This window comes from Solibacillus sp. FSL K6-1523 (assembly GCF_038005225.1).
In the GTDB taxonomy this organism is placed as follows: Bacteria; Bacillota; Bacilli; order Bacillales_A; family Planococcaceae; genus Solibacillus.
Window position 1 is genome coordinate 676,463 of sequence record NZ_JBBOSU010000001.1, and the last position, 21,833, is coordinate 698,295.

The window sequence follows — 21,833 nt, forward strand, 5'->3', positions numbered from 1 at the left end:
AGCGGAACCTTTTTTATAAATTAGGAGTCCCATTTTATGTATGGGATAATTTCCAAAATTTATATGTTGATCTTGTAAATATACATTATAATGAGAAAGATTAACTGTTAAATAAATGGAGGAAAGTAAGCTATGTTGAAAAAGATGATAGCTACATTTCTAGCTGTACTTGTGAGTCTAGGTGTAGCAGGGTATGAGGCAAAGGCGAGTTCATACGGCGTGATTGAAGATGGGACAAATCGTACACTTGTTCCTTTACGCATGATTGCTGAAACGTTTTCTGTACCGGTGAAATGGGATAATCAGAAAAAAGTTGTAACAATCGATGAAGTTTATACTTTAGCAATGGGCAGTAAAGCGATGAAGAAAAATGGTGTTGTATTAAAGCAAATGGATACACAGCCGAAAATGGTTCACAATGCCGTGTATGTACCTGTAAGAGAAGTGGCGTTTTTGTTTGACGTTCCGATGACATGGGACCAAGTGAATCGACAAGTGTCCTATCAAGTGGGAGAAAATACATATAAAATTTCAGCTTTTAAGGAAGCAGTTGTAAACAACCCAAAAGTGTCGGTTACGAAAAAAAGCGTCAATGCTGGCGGAAAAAACTTTTTCGTTAATGTCGTTTCTGTTAATTTATTAGCACCGAACACATCACTTCATGTGGAACTAGCAAATAATAAGCTAGGCTCAGTTGATAAGTTAGCATCAATTGCCAAAGCGAATCAAGCGGTAGTCGCGATGAACGGAAATTATTTTGATGCGTATACAAACAGTAGCTATCGCACAGTGTATAACGGACTTGTCATGAATGGGAAGCGCGTCAAAGTATTTGATCCGAAGTTTTCCGTCTTTTATTATACGAAAGACGGGGATGTAGGGATTTTACCGGGCGCGCAGTTTATGGAATTATTCCAGCAAGGCAATATCCAAGAAGCCCTGCAAATTGGTCCGCGTCTGTTAACGAATGGTGTCGTGACGTTAAATCCACAAGCAGAAGGATTTAAAGATCATAAAGTTTTAAGTTCACCAGGTGCGAGAAGTGCTATTGGAATTTCAAAAGACCGACAAATACTATTTGTGACGACTCCAGGTGCAACGGTCGGGCAGCTCGCTTCTATTATGAAGCAATTAGGTGCGGTGGATGCGATGAATTTTGATGGTGGCGCTTCGAGTGGTTTATATGCAAATGGAAAATATTTAACAACACCTGGTCGTGATATTGCGGTTGCGTTAATGGTAAAATAAAAATTTAATTCTTTTCATCAATCCAAAAAAATCCAAAAATACGCGGATTCATTTCATCTCTCGAATTGACTATGGTATGATGGGAAAGAATTTTAATCGAGTGAGGAGCAACGGAACAATGAAAAAATGGTTTACAGTACTTTTTTTAGCCTTTGTGACGTTTAATGTTACAAATCATGTACCAAGTTATGCAGATACAATCGTTGAAGAAAATAATATTGAAACAACAAATGTTGAAGAGAGCAGCATTGAAACAACAAACATTGAGGAAAACGTTGTTGAAAAAGCAAATATTGAAGAAACTAGCGTTAAGAACACAAATGTAGAAACAACAACTGTTGAAAAAGGCAGTGTTGTAAAGAAAATAGTCGAGAAAAATAATGTAACAATCATTATAAATGGAGAAGAGATTCTTTTTAGAGATCCTATCTTAAATGAATCAGGACATCTTCTTTTACCGATGAGAGATTTTTATGAAGCAATCGGAGCGACGGTTTTTTGGGACCAAGAGAATAAAATCGCGAGTAGTATTCGTAATAACCAAAAGATTGATTTAACAATTAATTCAAAAACGGCATTAGTGAATGGTGAGAAGGTGCAAGTTTCTGTCGCGCCAACTGTCTATAAAGATCGCACATACATTCCAATGCGATTTGTAAGTGAAAATTCAAATGGCTATGTTTATTGGGATGAGGAGCGTCAAGTTGTTGAAGTAATATTAAACGACACGGAAGATGAAGAGGAAAACCAAATTCCAGAAGTTCCACAAATTCAATATACATTATATATGAATAATAAAAAGATTATGATGGACGACCCGATTATTAATAAAGACGGCCGTATGTATATTCCATCGTCTTATTTTGTCGATCATCTTCAAAATAGTTTTGAAGAATGGACGGCAAAAGATCGTTTAGAATTGACGGTTTCAGGGCTGCAATTTAAATTTATGGATGGAAGTAGCAATATTTTCATAAACGATGACTTATATACAGGTGCTGAAAAGCCATTTGTACAAAATGACAAAATGTATGTGCCTGTGAAATTTATTGTCGATTCATTTAAAAATGGTGGCTCTTTACGTTATGTAGCTGAGTCAAATACAATGTATATTTCAATGTATGACTACATGTTGACGAGCGACTTTTTAGAAAAATCATATGGTTATTTAAAGGTTCCCCAATTAGTAGAGAATGTTAAATTAGATGGCAATCGTGAATTACTTGTAAGTGATAACCCAGAAGAATTAACGCCAGACCGTATTTCGAGAGCGAATGAAACATTATCGGAATATAAAGTACAAGGGTTAACAGATAGCAAATTACACCGTGTGTATGGATGGCATATTAACAAGCTTGGCGAAAGAGCTACGATTGCCATTACGATTCAAAACACATCGGATAATGCGACGCTAGAAATAACGAATTCAAAAGGGATGTCGCAAGTTACGAGCAACAGCTGGAGTACGTTTGATGTAGGATTACCATTATCGGATGCTGTATTAACAAACACGTTAGCGGATGCGAAAGTAAAAACATTTACACTTGCACCAGGCGAAACAAAGGTAATCGATTCATATGAACTAGGTATCAGTTATTTACTTGGTTTTACACATGATTTTGATGTACGAAAAGTGAGTGGCGGGGCAGGTAACTATACTGTGCGTACAGTAATCAGCTTAGAAGAATATCCAGACTTAACATCGATTCATTCACCTGTTGTACCGATTAATCCATATGCAGCACATCCACGTGGCGTATGGCCAAGCTCATCGTTAAAAGTAACGTTACCAACGTATACAGTGGATACAGAGCAAGTTGGTTATAATATTTCAAATGGTAAAACAGATCATTTATTAACTGCTGAAAATTCATTGGATAAGATGGATGGGACAGTTGGTAACCCTGGTCATTTTGGAATGACATACAAGGTAGATATTCCTGTTGAAAATCCATCTGGTAAATTGAAATATGTATTAGTGAAAATCGCAGGTCGTGGTGGTGTTTACAGTGGCGCGGTTAAAATGAATGGAAAAACATACTTAATCCCAACACTGAAGCCGGGTGAGGAATATGTTCAACTTCCGGTATTACGAACTTCGAAAAAAACAGACAAGATTGAGTTAGAAATCATCCATGCTGGCGGTAGTAACCTTCCAGTAGCGGTATATGTGGAAACAAGATAAGAATAAGTTGAGTGAAAAACATGTGATTTTGGCATTTTGTCGAAATCGCATGTTTTTTTGTGCAGCTTTAAGGGAGTGACGGATAGAAAGTAGAAAGTGTTGGATAGAACGCCAGAAGTGTTGGATAGAACAGCAAATTTGATGGATAGCCACAATATTTAAGGCGATCCAAAACAAAGTTATTAAATTTCAGTTACTATTATTTCAATTTCAATAAATCAACCATTTTCCTCCTAAATTATGATATATTCGTTGAAGAGAAAACTATAGAAATAGAGGGGAAAATAAATTGTTTAAGAGACTATTATACATGGGAATGGCCTTGTTATTTTTACAAATTTCCATACATACGGCAAGCGTGTCAGCAGCATTTGACACGAAAGTAGATTCACAACAAAAAGTCATTTCACCGGGTGTTACATATTTCCAAGAAAGATATCAATCGAATGATTTAAAAGAAGTAGTCAATTACTTACATATTGATTTATTGAATAGCTATACATCATTGGAAATCGGTTTACCGGATCCAATGAACTCATTAAAAACGACGACAAACATTGCGAAAGCGAATAATTATGAAGGACACCGAGTTGTAGGCGCAACAAATGCTGCCTATTTTGCGGGAAATGGGGCGCCACTTAATTTATTAGTAAATGATAATGTCATCGTCAATTATGGGATTTTAGGTGACACAGCCAATAGTCCAACACAACAGCCCGTAGCTTTTGGCGTTTCGCAATCTGGTAAAGCGATTGCAGATTACTATAAGACAGATGTTTCGTTCACTGTAAACGGTACGAAAAACACAATTGATCGCATTAACTATGAAAGAACAGCGAATACAACAGTTTTATATACGGCTAGTGAAGCGTCAACGAACACGAATAACTGGGGACTTGAAATAGTTGTAACAGGTGCATCGAAAAATACCGAATCATTAAGTTTTGGCGATGTTATTTCGGGGACAGTAGAGAGCGTTACGCCATATGGACAGACAGGGAATTCAGCAGTTCCAGCAGATGGCTTTGTTATTTCGATTCAAAATAAAGAGCTAGCAAGTCAGTTTGAAAATCTTGAACCAGGAACACCGATTCAAGTGAATTTAGCAATTGATGAAAAATGGATGAATGCGAAGTTTATTTTAGCGGCAGGTCCATTACTTGTGAAAGATGGCAAAGTGAATATTTCGATGCCACAATCAGAAGGGTTTTCGAAAACAAGAAGCGATCGTACAGCAGTAGCGATTGATGCAACGGGTAAAAAAGTATTTTTAGTAACGGTGGATGGCCGTCAAGCAGGATATAGCAACGGGGCAAATTTACCGGATTTAGCATCGTATTTAATTTCAAAGGGCGCGCACTCAGCAATTAATTTAGACGGTGGTGGCTCGACGACACTGGTGATGAGAAATCCAGGGGAAGAAGCACCAAAACTAGTGAATCGTCCATCAGGCGGTAGTGAAAGACGAGTTTCTGCAACGTTACAAGTCATTAACTCGGCACCACCAGGCAAATTAAAAGCCATTACAATTAGTGGCGTTGCCAAACAAATGGCGATCGAAACGACAACTAATTTAAATGCTGCACTAGGCTATGATGAATTTTTAAACCCAGTGACTATTCAACCTGAAAATGTAAAGTGGTCGGTTGAAGGTGGAATTGGGCAAATTGTAGGCAATACATTCAAAGCAACAAAGGTCGGTACTGGTAAAATTGTAGCGGTTTATGACGGTGTGCGTTCTGAAGTAGCTGTGCAAGTAACAAAAGCGCCAGAAGTAGTTGATGTACTTGATTCATTTGACAATGCAACGGCGTGGACTGCGAGCGCGGCAAAAGCGAAGGCAACAATTGGCAATGCTTCAAAAGCGGAGCCATTCCGAGAAGGTTCATCTTCATTAAAATTAACGTATGACTTTACGACAGCTGACACAGGCACAAAAGCCGTGTATGCAGCAGCAAATAAACCAATCGCAATTGCCGGTGCACCAAAGCAATTAGGTGTTTGGGTTTACGGCGATGCGGGCAATCATTGGTTACGTGCGAATGTGATTGATAGTCATGGCGCAAAGCATACGATTGACTTTACAGAGCAGGGCGGTTTCAATTGGACAGGTTGGAAGTATGTGACAGCAGCTATTCCGCAAGACCTTTCATTCCCAATTCAATTTGACCGCATTTATGTAACGGAACCGAATGCATCAAATCATAATCGTGGCGTCGTTTACTTTGATAAACTACAAGCGGTTTACGCGGCAAACTATAAAGAATTAATGTATACAGATGTGAAAGCGACACATTGGGCAAGTTCGACAATTGAACTTTTAAACACGAAAGAATTAGTTAAAGGCTATCCAAACGGTACATTTAAGCCAGATAGCACAATTACGCGTGCAGAGGCAGCGACAATTATTGCGCGTGCATTAGGCATTTCAAAAACGAAAAACCATAGCTTTACAGATGTGAAGAGCAATCACTTCGCCTCTGATGCTATTGCGGCTGTGTCTGAAAATGGCATTATTACAGGTCGCGAAGCAAGTAAGTTTAGCCCGGATGATAAGTTAACGCGTGCGGAAATGGCGACGATTTTAAAACGTGCGTATAACTTAACGGGTACGAAAGCATTACCGTTCAAAGATGTGAAAAGCTCACATTGGGCATATGAAGCGATTCAAACGGTTTATTACAATCAATTAACGGGCGGCTACCCAGATAATACTTTCCGTCCAAATCAAAATATTTCTCGTGCAGAATTTGCAACATTCTTATCGAAAGTATTAGATAAATAGAAGTTATATGAAAAGCGCACTGTTTCGGTTTTAAATCGAAGAGGTGCGCTTTTCTTTATGGGAATCGCTGATGCGGGGCTAACTAGCTGAATTTTGAGCGTAACTAAGCCGGCCGTGATAAAACTAGCCAAAACCTGGGCATAACTAGCCCAAATCCAGAGGAAACTAGCCAACCACCGAGCGTTGCTAGCCCAAATTCAGGGGAAACTAGCCATATCTCCGCGCAAACTAGTCAATCGTGATAAAACTAGCCAAACTTTATCAGTAACTAGCCAACTTTTTGCTTAGCCGTCACTATCCACATCTTTGCCAAAACTCAAACTCCACTTAATCTTAATTACCATAGTAATCTCCTTACTTAAGTTTGCGTTTTAAAGCCAATACATAATTTCTATGGTAAAATTCGCTAGTATAAGATGATTATTCACAAATAGGTGGGTTATGATGATAAAAAAAGTAGCAATTATAACTGTATTAACAGCAATGCTTGGACAATCCGTATCAATCGAGCTAACACATGCCGAAAGTCTAAAAGTTCCAGCAACGCATGATTATCAAGATTTAAGCAAGTCGCACTGGGCCGCGCAAGATTTCATGCAACTCCTTGAAATAGGTGCATTAGATGCGCCTACGAATGGACATATCAAACCAAATGAGATGGTTACTCGTGCAGAGGCGATTGCGATGATTGCCCGCGCGACAGGTATTTCATTGGAATCAAATTTTCAATTAAAAGCAAAAGATGTCCATCCGGCGCATCCGTTTTATAAAGAAATACGAAAAATGGTGGAATTAGGTGTTATACAAAACGATGCTAAAATCAACCCGGGGGAGCCGGTACAGCGAGATCAAATTGCTAAAATATTGTCCCTAGCCTTTCAAATAGAAATTGATCAGAAAAATAATGCTTCTTTTATAGATATGCCGAACAATCATTGGGCGAAGGATTATGTAGAGTCGCTTGCAGACACGGGGATTATTAAGGGGACTACGAAAAAGGAATTTAGCCCTCGAACGAATGTAACACGTGCTCAGCTTGCAACGCTTACGGTGCGCGGCATTCAGTTTAAAAAGCAGCTTAGTAACAATAATCTTATCTATGATTATTTGGCGAAGGACTATATTTCGACAACGACTACCCATAAAAGTTGGTCAAATCAAGTGGTGGCACTAATAAATGAAATTCGAGTAAGCAAAGGGTTAAATGCTCTTGTGCAAGACTCTGCGCTCAGTCAGCTTGCCATTATTAAAGCGCAAGACATGATAAAGCGTGGCTATTTTGACCATACATCGCCTTTTTACGGAGATCCGTGGGATATGGCTATGCTATTTGATTATGATTATGTGAGTTTTGCTGAAAATTTAGCTAGAAACTTTAGCACGCCTAAGCAAACGGTTGATGCTTGGCTCGCATCACCGACACATCGTGAAAATTTATTAAATGCGCACTATACGACAACAGGTATTGGTGTGAAGCAGAAAAATGACGGAAACTTGTATATTGTTAATTTATTTGCGAAAAAATAGGGCGTTTATTGGTATAATTTGATAAAATATATAGTAACTCTATTCAGCAGTTTTCCCCTACTTCAATAAATGGGGATAAAAGATAAATAGGCAATTCTATTCAGTTGAGATTCAAACCCAGCTGAATCAAGTTAAGCCCCGGCGGATGTCACAGATTTTTTAGAGGAGTTTTTCAAGCAAGCTTGAAAAAAATCTGGACACAATTACGCCGAGGCGTAATTGATAAATTCGCTCGAGGAGGTTCATTGGTGTCTATTAAAAAAATCAGTTTTCTATTAGTCATTCTCATATTTTCAATGTTTAATGTTCAAAATGCACAAGCGTCTATTACTTTCACGGATCTATCCTCATCGCATCCGGCCTATGGTGAAATTCAATATTTGATTGAATTAGGCGTTTTAGAAGGCTCCATCGAAAATGGTAAACGTGTCTTCAAGCCATCAGATTCAGTAACGCGCGGACAAGCTGCGAAGATGGTCGTTGTGGCGACGGGTGAAAAGCCATTAGTCGTAAAAAAATCATCCTTTTCGGATATTGATTTAAAGAAAAGTGCTGCATTATCAGGCTATGTCGAGCGGGCAGTTGAGCTAGGCTATTTTAGCGAATACTCACCTGGAAAATTCGCACCGAAAACACCACTTACTCGCAATGAAATGAGCAAAGTATTGGCAACTGCTTTTCAATTAAATATCGAACAAACGGAAAAATTACCGCTACCATTTAATGATGTCGCAGCAAGTGATACGTATTATAAATATATTGCAGCGATTTACTATAATGGAATAACGAATGGGACAGCCAATGCAACGAAATATAGTGCAAAGGATGCTGTAACACGTGCACAATTTTCATCATTCGTTGCACGCGCTTCATCAGAAAAGTACCGATTAGACCTCCCTATTCAAGAGTGGAAAGTTCCGAATGAATCAGATGCAATCAGCAAAGTTTTTGTATCAGTTGATAATTTAAATGTTCGATCAAGTGCATCAAGTGTCAATGCAACGAACATATTAGGCAAGGTGAATACAGGTAAGGAACTTTCGGTATTTGAAGAGCAAGGGTACTGGTTGAAAGTTGCTTACAACGGTCAATTCGCATTTGTAGCGAAAGAATATACAAAAACAGAGCAAGAATTGGTTGAAGAAGAACCGAAAAAGCCGACTGAAATAAAGCCAGAAAAACCAGTTGAAGAAATACCGAAAGAACCATCTGAAGTACAACCAGATACACCAGAAGTACCGACTGAAGAAATGCCAGAACAACCAACAGAACAACCAATCGAAATTCCGACAACGGATACAGAAACAATCGCCATTGCAACGGTAAATGGCTTAAATATCCGTGAAAGTGATGCAGCAAGCGCGACTTCACTCGGGAAAATTGATCGAGGAACGAGTGTTAATGTATTATCATTTGCAGGTCATTGGGTAGAAATCGATTATCAAGGTACGGTTGGTTATGTGGATAAACGATTTGTACGGTTAAAAAATACGATGGCAAACCCAGTAAAGGACCGCGTTATTATTATTGACCCAGGACATGGTGGGAAAGACCCTGGAACAATGAGTGGGCAAGCTGTTGAAAAGTCAATCGTATTTAAAGTAAGCCAATTAGTGAAGCAAAAATTAGAAGCGGATGGCGCGAATGTAAAGATGACGCGTACTGGGGATACATACCCGACACTTGATGAACGACATAAATTTGCAACGAATCAATATGGGGAAATGTTTGTAAGTATTCATGCGAATTCCGCAACAAACGCTTCTGCCAAAGGAACGGAGACGTATTATAGCGTTACATCAAATGAAAATGAAAAAGAAGATGTCGTGTTAGCAACGAATATTAATAACGAAATCGTTAAAAATGTTGGTACGTCTAATCGTGGTGTGAAACGTGCGGACTTTGTTGTTATTAAAAATCTAAAAATACCAGCTGTCCTTTTGGAGCTTGGATTTGTAAGTAATGCAGAAGATCGTGCAAAGCTACTAAGTGATCAGTACATCGAATCATTCGCACAATCTATTTATAATGGAATTGTTGAATATTACGGAAGAAACTAACTTTAAAAGTCGCCCTATTCATTGGAGAGGGTGACTTTTTTAATAATAATTTACTTGAATAATAGTGCTCTAGGCCGATATTAGTAGTAAGAAGTAGTAGATTAATTGTGTCCGAATTCAACTTTGTGTATTCGCAAAATCAAATTCATGACACTCGCTAAAATAAGAGAAATTGTTCGGATACATAAGTAGAGAGGGATGACACGATGAAAAAAAATGTACAAATCGGGGTTTTAACAGGAATGTTATTGGTACCTGGAGCGGTCGCACATGCGAATGTAATAGAAAAAGTGAATACAAATGAGGAATCAATTCCATATAACGTAGTGGCGGCGTCAACGGCAGAAAGTTTATTGAATAGCTTTAAGACAGTTACTGAAGAAGCATCTACTGAGACCGTAGCTGTTATAAGAAGAAATTTTGATACTTTGAGCCAGGCTGATAAAGATCTACTGAATGCCGAAAATGATAATTTACTAGCGTTAATTGATGCGAAAATAAAGTATTTAGAGCAATATCAAAATCATAAAAAAAATGCGACAAGTTTGAAACTAGCAATGGATAAATTAACGAATATGAACACGAATTTAATTGCTGATACGAAAAAAGCAGAAGATGATCGTGTCGCTTTACACGAGAAATTTACAGAAAGCCAGGATGACATATCCAATGCTGCGCAAAATTCACCTAAAAATGCAACAGATTTCTTATCTACATTAAAGTATTATAGTAGCACTGGCACGGATGATTTTATGGAAGCAATAGTGACAGAGGCGAATTTAACGAATTTAGCAAATAAATTAATAGTTATTGAACCTATACAAGAATTTATTAAGGAATTTATCGCCCCTCTTTTAGAAGCAAAAGAAGCGACCCCTGTTAATAAATTAGACTTTGAAACAGACGTATCAAAAGCACGTACAGCATTCACTGCTCTCGACACACAAACAAAAGCACTAACAAAAATTCAAATCGTTGAAAATAATGTAAACGTCGAAAATACAATCAAAAATGCAGAAACAGATTTATTGAAAGCAGTAGCGGTTGAAAAATCAATAGAAGAAATGGTTACGAAACCACCTACAACACCATCAACTTTCCGTTCAAAAATGACAGCGATTCAAAAAAGTTATGAAGCACTCAATCCTTTCCAAAAGAAATTAGTTGAGAACTATGATGAGGTAGATGATTTTATCGTAGTACTAGCGGTGATGGATGATATTGATAATTTAGCAAAAATGATGATTAATACCGATCAAAGCCGAGAAAAGTTAGTTGACGTAGGAATGGCATACAATGCACTTGGCAATGATTTAAAAAATTTAGTATCCAATGCAAGTAAATTAATTGAGATGGAAAAGGCTGTCGAAAAGGCGATAGTAGTCGAAAAACAAATTAACGATATTACGATTGTAAATGCGGATACGGCAATATCAGCAGCACGCGCGGCATATAACGATTTAAAGACAGATCGCAAATATGTAAAAAAGGATGATTTAGATTTACTCGCTACATGGGAAAAATCTAATTCTTCAGCCGCTGTGGTGATTAAGCAAATTAACGACATTTCAACAGCTGTATCAACTACATCAGTGGCAACAGCAGATAGAGATGTTACAAACTTTATTACAAAAACAAATACAGCGATTGCAGACTATTCGAAAATACCTCAAGCGGATCAACCGCTCGTTACGAATCGTGCGCGTTTGACGGGACTTACACCTTATAAGGAAATCGCCGCGTCGATTATGGCATTGAATAGTACAAGTCCGACGTATGCGAATGATTTAACGGATGCAAAGACAAAGTTGGAAACATGGGATTCATTAGCTACTTCATCTAATTTAGAAGCGGCAGATGTAACGAATTTAGTTACGATGAAAGCCTCATTAGAAACGAAATTAAATAATTTAGTCAATGAAAATAAAGACGCTTCGGATATTGATGCGCGAATTTTAGCTGTGAAAGATGCTGTCAACTTAGTAGAATTAGCAGAAATCAGAAAAGATTATAATGCGCTTTCATCGAATGGTAAAAAATTAGTGAAAAATATTGCGCAATTAACGGCATTAGAAAACCAATATAAATCCGCATTAAATGTAGTTGATTTAATTGGAAAACTTGATTTTGGCGCGAGAGATTTTGCGAAGAAAGTAATTGCAGCCAATACAGCGTATGAAAAATTGCCAGCAAATTTAAAAGAAGTAGTGAATAATTCTAGTGTTTTGAAAGAATATCTACCAGTTGCTCAATTAATGCTCGACATTGATAAAATTAGTTCATCGGCGAAAGATTTCCGTGAAAAGGTTACGACTGCACAGCAAACGTTCCAAACATTAACATCAGGTGTACCAGTTGTAGATGTACCAACGAAGGCAAAAGAACGTTTACTAAAAGAATATGGTCCAAAATTGGCAGCCTTCCAAGTAATTATTAGTGCTGCTGAAAGTATGATTACGAAAATTGATGCACTTAGCTCGAAAACAGGCCAAGCGTTTATGGATGAGCTTGCAGTACTAACAGCTGAATATAAGAAGATGGATTCTACAACGAAACGTAGTGTAACAAATGCCGCTTTATTAACAGCTCTTGAAAAAGACTATAAAGCGTCATTAAAAGTGTTTACATTAATTGAGAAGTTACCAACTAATACAGATAAAACCTATACTAAAAAAGTTATTGCTGCTGAAAAGGCATACCAAAAGCTGACACAGAAGCAAAAAGATAATGTGTATAATTATGCTGCAAAATTACAGCCTGTGCTAAAAATCGCGAACTTAATTGACCGTATTGATAAGTTAAAAGTAGGTAGTAAAACGTATCAAACTGAAACAGCGGCAATTCGTGCGGAATATGATGCTCTTACAACAGCTGAACAAGCATTAGTTCATAATTATTCAAAATTAACGGTTGCAGAAGACAATATGACGAGCGCGGAACAAGTGGTGGCATTAATTAAAGAAGCGATTCCAACAGCGGAAGATTATATCGCAAAATTAACAGCAGCTCGCAATGCTTATGATGCGTTAGATAAATCGCAGCAAAAACTTGTAACAAACTATAAAGATTTAACGACTCGTGAACGTTCGGTAAAGCCTGTTTTAACATTAGATGCGAGTATTTTAGTGCTTGATCCATCAAATGCACGTACATTTATTTCAAAATATAAAAGTGCAGAAAAGGCTTATGAAAAGCTGACTCAGGCAGAGCGCGGCTTATTACTAAACAGCGAGAAATTAACAGGCGAGCTAAAGGCACTATACAATGTAATGAATGCGATTAATAGCATTAAATCATCGAGTAAAACGTTTGTAGCAGATACGCAAGCGGCTCGCGCACTATTTAATGCATTGCCAGCAGATCAACAAGCAAAAATATCAAATTTATCTGTGCTACAAGACCATGAGCTTAATGTGACAGGAGGCGCAACGGTTGATGCATTAATTCGTGCTTTAAATTCTGCTTCACCGAATGAATTTATTGCGAAGGTAAAAGAGGCGAGCCAAGCATATAAAGCATTAAGTTCTGCGAATAAAAAAGCAGTAACATTATATGATGAATTAAAAGCGCAGGAAAAATATATTAAGCCAGTAGAAGCTGCGATTGATGCGATTGAAGGCTTAAGCAACCCACGTAATGATTTAACTCGTCAGTTTGATAAAGTGAATGCAGCGCTGAAAAAGCTAGATTCTAAGCAACAAAGTTACGTAACGAATATCGATAAATATTCGAACTTATCGAATGTTATTTATGTGTATCAGCTAATTGATAAATTAAAACCAAGTGATAAATATTATTTAGGTAACTTAGAAGCGGCGAAATTAGCGTATGACCGCCTATCAGGTGATGAGAAGTTAAAAGTAACAAACTATTATAAATTACAAGAAGCGCAATTAGACGTGACGGATATCCAAAAAGTGACGATGATTATTGCTTCTTTATCAAGAAACTCGAGCACATTTATTGAGGATGTAGAAAAGGCAGCGGAGGCATACAAAGAACTTCCATCTAGTTCAAAACGCCAAGTGCAAAACTATGATATTTTAAAGCAAGCCGAAAAAGATATTAAAGTGGCCAAATCTGTAATAAAGCAAATTGAGGATATCGATTCTAGTTTACGTACGTTTGAATCTAAAACGAAATCGGCACTGAAAGCATATGAAAAGCTAACAGAAGAGCAAAAAATACTCATCGCCAATTACAATTTATTGCAAAACTATGTATTTGAATTAGGGCTATAATAAATTAGTTTGTGCAAGGTAAAAAAAATAGTAGCCAGTGCTCCTCCGATTAAAATTTGGGGAACGCTGGCTATTTTTTCTAAGCACTTTTCCATAAAATCTGTACGAGCATGGATTCATCCTCAGGTCCTTGATTAACTTTGTCCACAGTAACTTGCCAAGGGAAACTATACATTCCAAAGATACCTATAATTACCATTTTAAATGGTAAAATGTAGTTCGCTATATTACATTAATATTACGGAGGTGGGATTTGAAGTGGGAATTCCATACTTTGAGAATTGAATATTCTCGTTTGTGTTATAAAATTCGTCACTTCTGTTTTTGGTGTAACTTTTGTACAACTGTTACATAAGTGAAAAATTATAAGGTGAATATATATGATACTCTATTCATGGGTTAAAAAAAGCCTGGTTTTCGAAGGGAGTTTCATAGATTCGTGAAAAAAAGAATTTTATTACCGATCTTTGCAGCATTTATGATTTTTGCAGGGACGGATACAAATACAGCACAAGCAGCATCAACTTCAGAATTAACAAAAGTAGCACATCAATATATTGGGGTACCTTATGTATACGGAGGGACTACAGCAAAAGGTTTAGACTGTTCAGGGTATACACGTATCGTTTTTAACAAACTAGGACATGACTTAAACCGTACAGCTTCTGAGCAGTATAAACAAGGAACAGCCGTTTCAAAAGCTAATTTAAAATCGGGGGACTTAGTGTTCTTTAATACAACGGGTGGTGTTTCGCACGTAGGAATTTATTTAGGCAATAATAAATTTATTCATGCTGGAACAAGCACAGGTGTAACGGTCGCGAAATTAAATTCAGCTTATTGGGCAAAACGCTATGTCGGTGCAAAACGTGTCGCGAGTTTTGACAATGGGAAAGTGGTTGCATCAGTAGGGGAAGTAAAAGATGCAGCGATTGATTTTTCAATATATGCATCTCGTGGTGAAGTCGCAATTCAGTTAGCAGAAGCGTTAGGGTTAGATACTTCGGACACAAACACGCCATTTGCAGATGTTAAATCGACTTCAAAATATGCGGGTGCAGTAACGGCATTACATAAAATGAACGTATTTACAGGCGATGAAAGTGGAAAATTCAATCCAGCTTCACCATTCACACGTGCTCAATTAGCAAAGGTTTTAGTTGCAGCATTTAATTTGGAGCAAAATGGGAACTTTGTAACATTTACGGATGTTTCTAAATCTCACTATGCTTCAAATGATATTTCTATTTTAGCATCAAACGGCATCACATTAGGTAAAGGTGATGGCACATTCGGTATTAACGATCATGTAAAGCTAACGGACTTAGCAACATTCATTAGTCGCGTTCAATAATTCATATATAGTAAAATGAAAATGAAAAGGACGATTACCGCTAGCTGGGATTGTCCTTTTCGTTTATCGAAAGGATGAAAAAGTGAGTGTTGCGGTTAATAGCCGAAGTATGTGAGAAACTAGCCAAACTAGTTGCTGTAATAGCCAAATATCATCTCATACTAGCCAACTTAAGGGACTTACTAGCCGTTTTACTGCCGGAAATAGCCAAACTACGATTTAATAGCCAAAACTAGACAATTACTAGCCGATTTCATCTCCTAAATAATACAAAAAGCACCAAAGTCGCATGAATTCGCGACTTAGGTGCTTTTTCGTTTTCATTTAAAAGTTAGTTATTCGGAATTACTTTCACTAAATCTGAGCGAACCCAAACATATTGTGATGGTGGGACTTCATCCGATAAAAGCTTGTACCATGCATAGCCATCATCGCCTGTCATTTCTTCTACAATCGCAACAGGATAGCCAAATACGGCTGTCTCGCCAATATTTTTAGGTTGGAACGTAAATAGTTTTGTAGAAGTTGCTGATGCTTCTGCACGCGCATTGACTAAATCGCCGTTATTTGTAACGAATGCACGTTTAACTTGGTTGAAATCTTTTTGACCGAAACGCTTGTCCATGCGGTACATATGTCCGGCAATTTTACTACCCCAGAACGGATCTGATGCGTAATGGACGTTCATTCCCGCTGTTTTGTTACCAGGAGCGACGCCTTTCGCGAACTTACCTGATTGTGGTGCATAGTTTAAATTAACATATTGATTTAAAAACGCCATAACACTTTCATCACGGCTTGGGTAAGCAGTGCCTAATGTCGTATCCGAGTCATACACTTTAATGCCGAAAATATTGTTTTTCTCCATAGAGTTAACACTAATTCCATAATCACTCTCATGCATTGCTGCCGATAAAATGAAGAGCGCATTGACGTTATGTGAAGCTTCTACTTGCTTTAATAATGCACCCATCCCGATTAAACGAGATTCAACTGTTGCATTGGCATAGCGAGCTTGTCCAGTTGTTGTTTGGCGTTCTTCAAGCATTGTCATAATCATCGTATCTAATTCTTCCGCTGTATAGTTCGAATGTTGGCGCAGCGTAGTAAATTGGAAATACGGGTAATGCGTGCCGACCTTGTTCGTTAACAACACATCGCTATAAAAGTTAACCCCGTCCTGACTATAATAATGTACGTTAGGTTTCATAAAGGCTGGTGCTTCGCCAACAACATATTCCCCATAATACGTTTGCTTTATATGGTTATACGTTTTATGTGTTAAAAAGCCACCTGCTATGAAATAATAATTTTGTCCTTTAATTAAGCCTGTAGGTGTTAATGTCACTTCATCCATTTTTGCATAGCCTTTCGTATCAGCGAGCTGAACGATTGCGTAGCTGCCATTGCTGCTATGGTATTTTAGCTCCGAACCTTCTACTGCATATGTTAACGATTTTTTAAATTCTTTATCTGCATAAATCGTGACAGTATTGGCCGCTGTATCTGCCGCAGATGCAATACCACTTGGCATATGGACGATTTTATCGCCTTTAAAAATCAGTTGTGCTGAAGCGCCTTTAAGTGCCGCTTCTGCTTGTTCATAATTGAAGTAAACAGTCGGATTTTTTGTAATTTCTCCATTTGATAATTTTCCAATATAATAACTACTTGGATTCGTTGGTGGTGGAGTTGGTGAAGTAGGCGGTACTTCTGTTTCATTTTCATCGTCGTTTCCTTCATCTGCCCCTGCACCGTACTGCTCAATCGTTGTGTTCATACGGTATAAAAATGCAGATGCATGAGCGATTGTTGAAGACCCTTGTGGATCGAAAACAATACCTTTAGACGTTTGTGAGCCGCGAATAATATTGTAATATACACTCGTCGCTACAGCAGGCTTGAATTGATCGCCTATTTTATTATTGTCTTTAAACGTAAGTGGTGCCCCAGATAACGGAACTCCCGAGTAATTTAAAGCTCTTTGTAAAAGTGCTGCCATATGTTGACGGGTAATCTTTTCATTTGGACGGAAAGTGCCATCAGGATAACCGCTTAAAATATTTGCTCCAGCAGCCGCTTGAATTTCAAGTGTGCGATCCTCACCAGGCTTTAAATCTTTAAATACATGCATAGTTGATACTGGTAAATTCAGTGCGCGTGTAATGTAGGATGCGAATTCCCCACGAGTAACGGCGCGGTTTGGATTGTAATTCCCCTTGGGATCTGGGCGAATAACGTCTAAATTTGCCCAATATGTAAGTTCGTGGACCATTAAATGGCCTTGTATATCATTTGCGTACGATTTCGATTGTGTTGCAATGGACAAGAATAGCGTTGCGGCGATAGCGAGTCCAACTATTTTTTTAAACACAAATTCACGCTCCTTTCAATCTACTAACATTTTAGCAATTTATTTGATTGAATAATAGGAGAAATCGTAATCTTATATGGAATGTCATACAAACGTAATCTTTATAGTGAGACAAATCTTTGCATGGGTGATTTAAACTTTGTGAAAATTACAAGTAGAATAATTGTGACATTGTTAAATGATACTTATAAATATTATAAATGGACTACTAAATTAAAAAGAAAATGTTATATTTATGATAGATAGCTTTATTTTGAAAGATAATTAATATATAATAAATGTGAAATATTTGGTAATTATAACGTACTAAACATCTAAATATAGAGAGAAAAGGGTGGAGAAGTGTGGCTAGAGGACGCAAAGTAAACTCAAATGGAGAAAGAAGCAAACAGTTATTGTTGGAGAAGGCAGTTGATCTATTTTCTACATACGGATATCACCAAACAAAAATTAGTGATATTGTGAAGGCGGCGGATTTAACGCAGCCGACGTTTTATTTGTACTTTCAAAGTAAAGAGTCGTTATTTAATGATTTAAACGAAAAATTCCAAAATGGTCTGAACCAAATTTTTTCAAATAATACTGTACATACGATAACAAATAACGCTACAAATCATAAAATTCAAGAACATTTAAAGCAAATTTTTGATTATTTCATTGAGAACCCAAGTTTAACAAAAATAGGGTTTTATGACACGGAGCAATCAGTGGCGCTGAAGGAACGACTTGTAATGAACTTGGTGAATGTTATTGAAACAAATTTCCAAGATTATGATGTTGCACAGCATGTTGATTCGCATGTATTAGCAGAGAGTTTGGTCGGGTCAATGGAACGTTTAACATTAACCAATTTATTGACAAATAAATCAAATCCACAGCAACTTGCGGAAGAGATTTCTCATATTTATTTTTCAGATGCACGTAAATTAGTAAGATAAAAAAACTGCCCTAACCTTGATCTAAGGAAATGGGGCAGTTTTTTTCTTATTTCGTTACTTGAATAGGCAAATAAATGCCTTGTTGTAATGTTTTACCTTTGTTATTTTTAACCTTTGGATGAACTATTAACGCATAATCTTTCTCGTCATCTAAAGGCTGAACCGGTGTGACAAGTAGCTTATTTTGCTGCATTGTAATCGTTGCTTGAATGACCTGACCACCTAGCTCGACTAATTCTACTGAAGAAGTATTAATTTTGTCAGCGACTGGCTTGGTGAAATTCACAGTAAAAGGCTTTGTAGCAGACACACTTTTTTGACCAGTATGTTCTTTGTAATTAGTGAGATTTGAAGTTATTGCATCATAATGTGCTCGGAATAATGGATTTCCTGTTGTTACGACATTTGGCTTTACCCCAACATTATTAATAATCGTGTTGGCTGGACCGAGGAAATGACCAATTGTTAGTTTTAAAATACCACCATCAGATAGTTCATAAAACGCTTGCATCGAGCCTTTGCCGTATGTTTTTTGACCGTATAAAGTTGCTGCTTTTTGGTCTAGTAACGCAGCGGCGGTCATTTCAGAAGAACTTGCACTTAATTTGTTGATTAGCACTTTCGTATTCGCAGGGAATTTCACCGCTTGTTGAAGTGCGCGTACATTAGAAATACCTGTAGATTCTTGCAATTTATAAGCATTTTTCGTATTAGGGAACATCCCGATTAATTGTTCGGCTGCTGTAACATAGCCACCACCGTTATTTTGTAAATCTAAAATAAACGACTGTGCACCTTGCTTTTTTAATGAAGTAATTGCTTTTGAAATTAAGGAAGCCGTATCGTTTGAGAAAGAACTTAAAGAAATATAGCCAACCTTCCCATAAAGCAGTTCTGTTGTAACATTCGGTAACGAGAATGCATTACGAACGAGTGTCATTTTCATAATTGTCCCGTCTTCACGTAAAATTGTTACCGCCACATTTGTATTTTCTTTCCCTTTAATAAGAGAGCTCGCTTGCTCAATTGTCATTGAAACAGTAGAAGTTCCATCTACCGTAGTAATAATATCCCCGACAACAAGCCCAGATTTTTTTGCGCTCCCACCATCAATTAATTGCGTAATCAAAATGCCTGCATTAACTTTTTCGATGACTACACCAATTCCTACCGATGTTAAATCAACGGCGTTAATGTATTCTTCAAATTCTTCTTCTGTGAAATAGGCTGAATAGGGATCAAGCATGCCAATCAGTGCTTCAATAGAAGTAGCCTTGTCGACATTGCCGTGAATATCCCCAACATATAGATCCTTAACCGTTTGCTTTGCTTCGTCTAATGGGCTTGCTAGGGTCGTGAAAGGAATCGTTAAAAATAAAATGAAAAATAATAATGCAGAAAGTTGTCTTTTTAACATAATCTCACCTCAAAATTTCCTAATATCCTATCTATTATAATATGTCTTTTACTACCATTGCACAAATAATCGCAAATCAAACCTCTTAATTGTTTTTTGAAAAAGAAAAAGGGTATTGAGTCGTGTAAACTCAATACCCTTTGTAAGGAGGTTTTTCTAGTGATGCCTAGCGTTTTGCGATGTGGATAATGTAGCCAATTACACCGCCGACTAATGCAGGAACTACCCAAGCAATCCCTTGTTCATAAAATGGGAAGATGGATAGGAAGTTTTCGTAGGCGAGAATTGTTACACCTGTTTGTTTGATTCCATCGTATAACGCAACAACACCTGTGAAAATCAGTGCGACGCCATAAACGCTCGGTGCATGATTGAATAGGTTACCAAACAAGGCAAAGATCATTAATACTATTGCAATCGGATAAATCGCTACTAAAACTGGTAACGAAATATTGATTAAATTTGCTAATCCGAAATTGGATACAGCAAAACTAAATACCGCAAAAACAACTAAGTACGCTTTATAAGAAATTTTCGGGAAAATCTTATGGAAAAATGTAGCGTTCGCTGAAAATAAACCTACAGAAGTCGTTAAGCAAGCTAAAATAATCGTAGCAGATAAAATAATGTTACCGAAATCGCCATAGAGAGCATTGGCTGCTAATGAAATAATCGCACCACCATCATCGTGGAAGCCAATGGAATCGACACTTGTTACACCTAAGTAACCGAGTGAAACATAAACGAATGCTAAGCCTAATGCAGCAACGATACCAGCAAAAATAGTAATTTTAATTTGCTGTGCCTTTTGCGTAATCCCACGTGATGCAAGGGCTTGTACAATAACAATCCCGAATACGAGTGATGCGAGCACGTCCATTGTTAAGTACCCTTGTATGAAGGACTCGCCAAATGCGTTGTTAATGTATGCGCCCTGTGACTCGCCAATTTCGCCTAGTGGTGTTAAGAAGGCTTTCGCAGCAAGTAAAATAATGACAAACAGTAGGGCAGGTGTTAAAAACTTCCCGACACGGTCAACAATCTTCGTTGGATTAGAAGCTAAATAAAATGATATTCCGAAGAAAACTAATGTTGTAAGGAATAATGGAATCCAACTGCCTTGTGCTGATTCCGATAGAAATGGCGCAACTCCGATTGAATAAGAAACGGCGCCTGTCCGAGGGATTGCAAAGAACGGACCAATTGATAAATAAACAATTGAAGTGAATACGATACCGAAATATGGATTCACACGGCCAGCTAAAACTTCCAAATCACCACCGTTTTTTGCTACGGAGATAATTCCTAAAAGAGGTAATCCAACCCCTGTAATTAAAAACCCAACCATTGATACAAAAATATTTTCTCCGGCCATTTGACCTAATAGTGGTGGGAATATGATATTACCCGCGCCTAAAAATAAAGCGAATAACATAAATCCGACCGCAATATTGTCACGGATAAAATTTGTATTGCTCTTCATTTCGATAAAACTCCTTTTAGTTTGAAAATGCAAAACTTTCAAAAAATTTAAACCCTATCACAATTGATTATTCTATCATAAAAATACTAAAAATGAAAGGGACTTTATTATTTTTCGATAACAAAAGTTGGGATTTCGACATGAACGCTATTAATCACTTCACAAATGATAGAATATTCATTAATAAATCGAAATTTATAATAGAATCGACCTTATGGCAT

At 37.4% G+C, this 21,833-nt stretch carries 11 protein-coding genes; 8 read left to right on the forward strand and 3 right to left on the reverse strand.

Annotation, left to right across the window (positions count from 1 at the left end):
* The first annotated feature begins 132 nt into the window (after positions 1-132).
* The 7 genes from MHI10_RS03135 (at position 133) to MHI10_RS03165 (ending at position 15,400) form a co-directional block, all read left to right on the forward strand.
* Complete coding sequence (locus tag MHI10_RS03135; protein ID WP_340782841.1) at positions 133-1,248, forward strand: phosphodiester glycosidase family protein; 1,116 nt, start codon at positions 133-135, stop codon at positions 1,246-1,248.
* 118 nt (positions 1,249-1,366) lie between these two features.
* Positions 1,367-3,433: a stalk domain-containing protein gene (locus MHI10_RS03140; RefSeq protein WP_340782843.1), complete on the forward strand. Its 2,067-nt coding sequence runs from the start codon at positions 1,367-1,369 to the stop codon at positions 3,431-3,433.
* 289 nt (positions 3,434-3,722) lie between these two features.
* The gene (locus MHI10_RS03145) at positions 3,723-6,218 is read left to right on the forward strand and encodes an S-layer homology domain-containing protein (protein WP_340782844.1); all 2,496 of its coding nucleotides are present in this window, start codon (positions 3,723-3,725) and stop codon (positions 6,216-6,218) included.
* Between the two features lie 444 nt (positions 6,219-6,662).
* The gene (locus MHI10_RS03150) at positions 6,663-7,745 is read left to right on the forward strand and encodes a CAP and S-layer homology domain-containing protein (protein WP_340782845.1); all 1,083 of its coding nucleotides are present in this window, start codon (positions 6,663-6,665) and stop codon (positions 7,743-7,745) included.
* Between the two features lie 248 nt (positions 7,746-7,993).
* Positions 7,994-9,805, forward strand: a complete 1,812-nt coding sequence (locus MHI10_RS03155; RefSeq protein ID WP_340782847.1) for an N-acetylmuramoyl-L-alanine amidase — start codon at positions 7,994-7,996, stop codon at positions 9,803-9,805.
* A 206-nt stretch (positions 9,806-10,011) separates the two neighbouring features.
* Complete coding sequence (locus MHI10_RS03160) at positions 10,012-14,046, forward strand: hypothetical protein (protein ID WP_340782848.1); 4,035 nt, start codon at positions 10,012-10,014, stop codon at positions 14,044-14,046.
* A 439-nt stretch (positions 14,047-14,485) separates the two neighbouring features.
* Positions 14,486-15,400, forward strand: a complete 915-nt coding sequence (locus MHI10_RS03165) for a C40 family peptidase (RefSeq protein ID WP_340782850.1) — start codon at positions 14,486-14,488, stop codon at positions 15,398-15,400.
* A gap of 331 nt (positions 15,401-15,731) precedes the next feature.
* Here the strand turns inward: MHI10_RS03165 and MHI10_RS03170 are convergent, their stop codons facing one another.
* Positions 15,732-17,774, reverse strand: a complete 2,043-nt coding sequence (locus MHI10_RS03170) for an S-layer homology domain-containing protein (RefSeq protein ID WP_340782852.1) — start codon at positions 17,772-17,774, stop codon at positions 15,732-15,734.
* A gap of 344 nt (positions 17,775-18,118) precedes the next feature.
* Here MHI10_RS03170 and MHI10_RS03175 point away from each other — a divergent pair, with 344 nt between their 5' ends.
* Positions 18,119-18,712, forward strand: coding sequence for a TetR/AcrR family transcriptional regulator (locus tag MHI10_RS03175; protein ID WP_340782854.1), 594 nt, complete (start codon positions 18,119-18,121; stop codon positions 18,710-18,712).
* A gap of 46 nt (positions 18,713-18,758) precedes the next feature.
* On the opposite strand, the gene MHI10_RS03180 is transcribed toward MHI10_RS03175, so the two are convergent.
* Complete coding sequence (locus MHI10_RS03180) at positions 18,759-20,129, reverse strand: S41 family peptidase (protein WP_340782855.1); 1,371 nt, start codon at positions 20,127-20,129, stop codon at positions 18,759-18,761.
* A gap of 166 nt (positions 20,130-20,295) precedes the next feature.
* Positions 20,296-21,612 carry a branched-chain amino acid transport system II carrier protein gene (gene brnQ, locus MHI10_RS03185; RefSeq protein ID WP_340782857.1) on the reverse strand — a complete coding sequence of 439 codons (1,317 nt, stop codon included), beginning with the start codon at positions 21,610-21,612 and terminating at the stop codon, positions 20,296-20,298.
* Positions 21,613-21,833 lie beyond the last annotated feature (221 nt).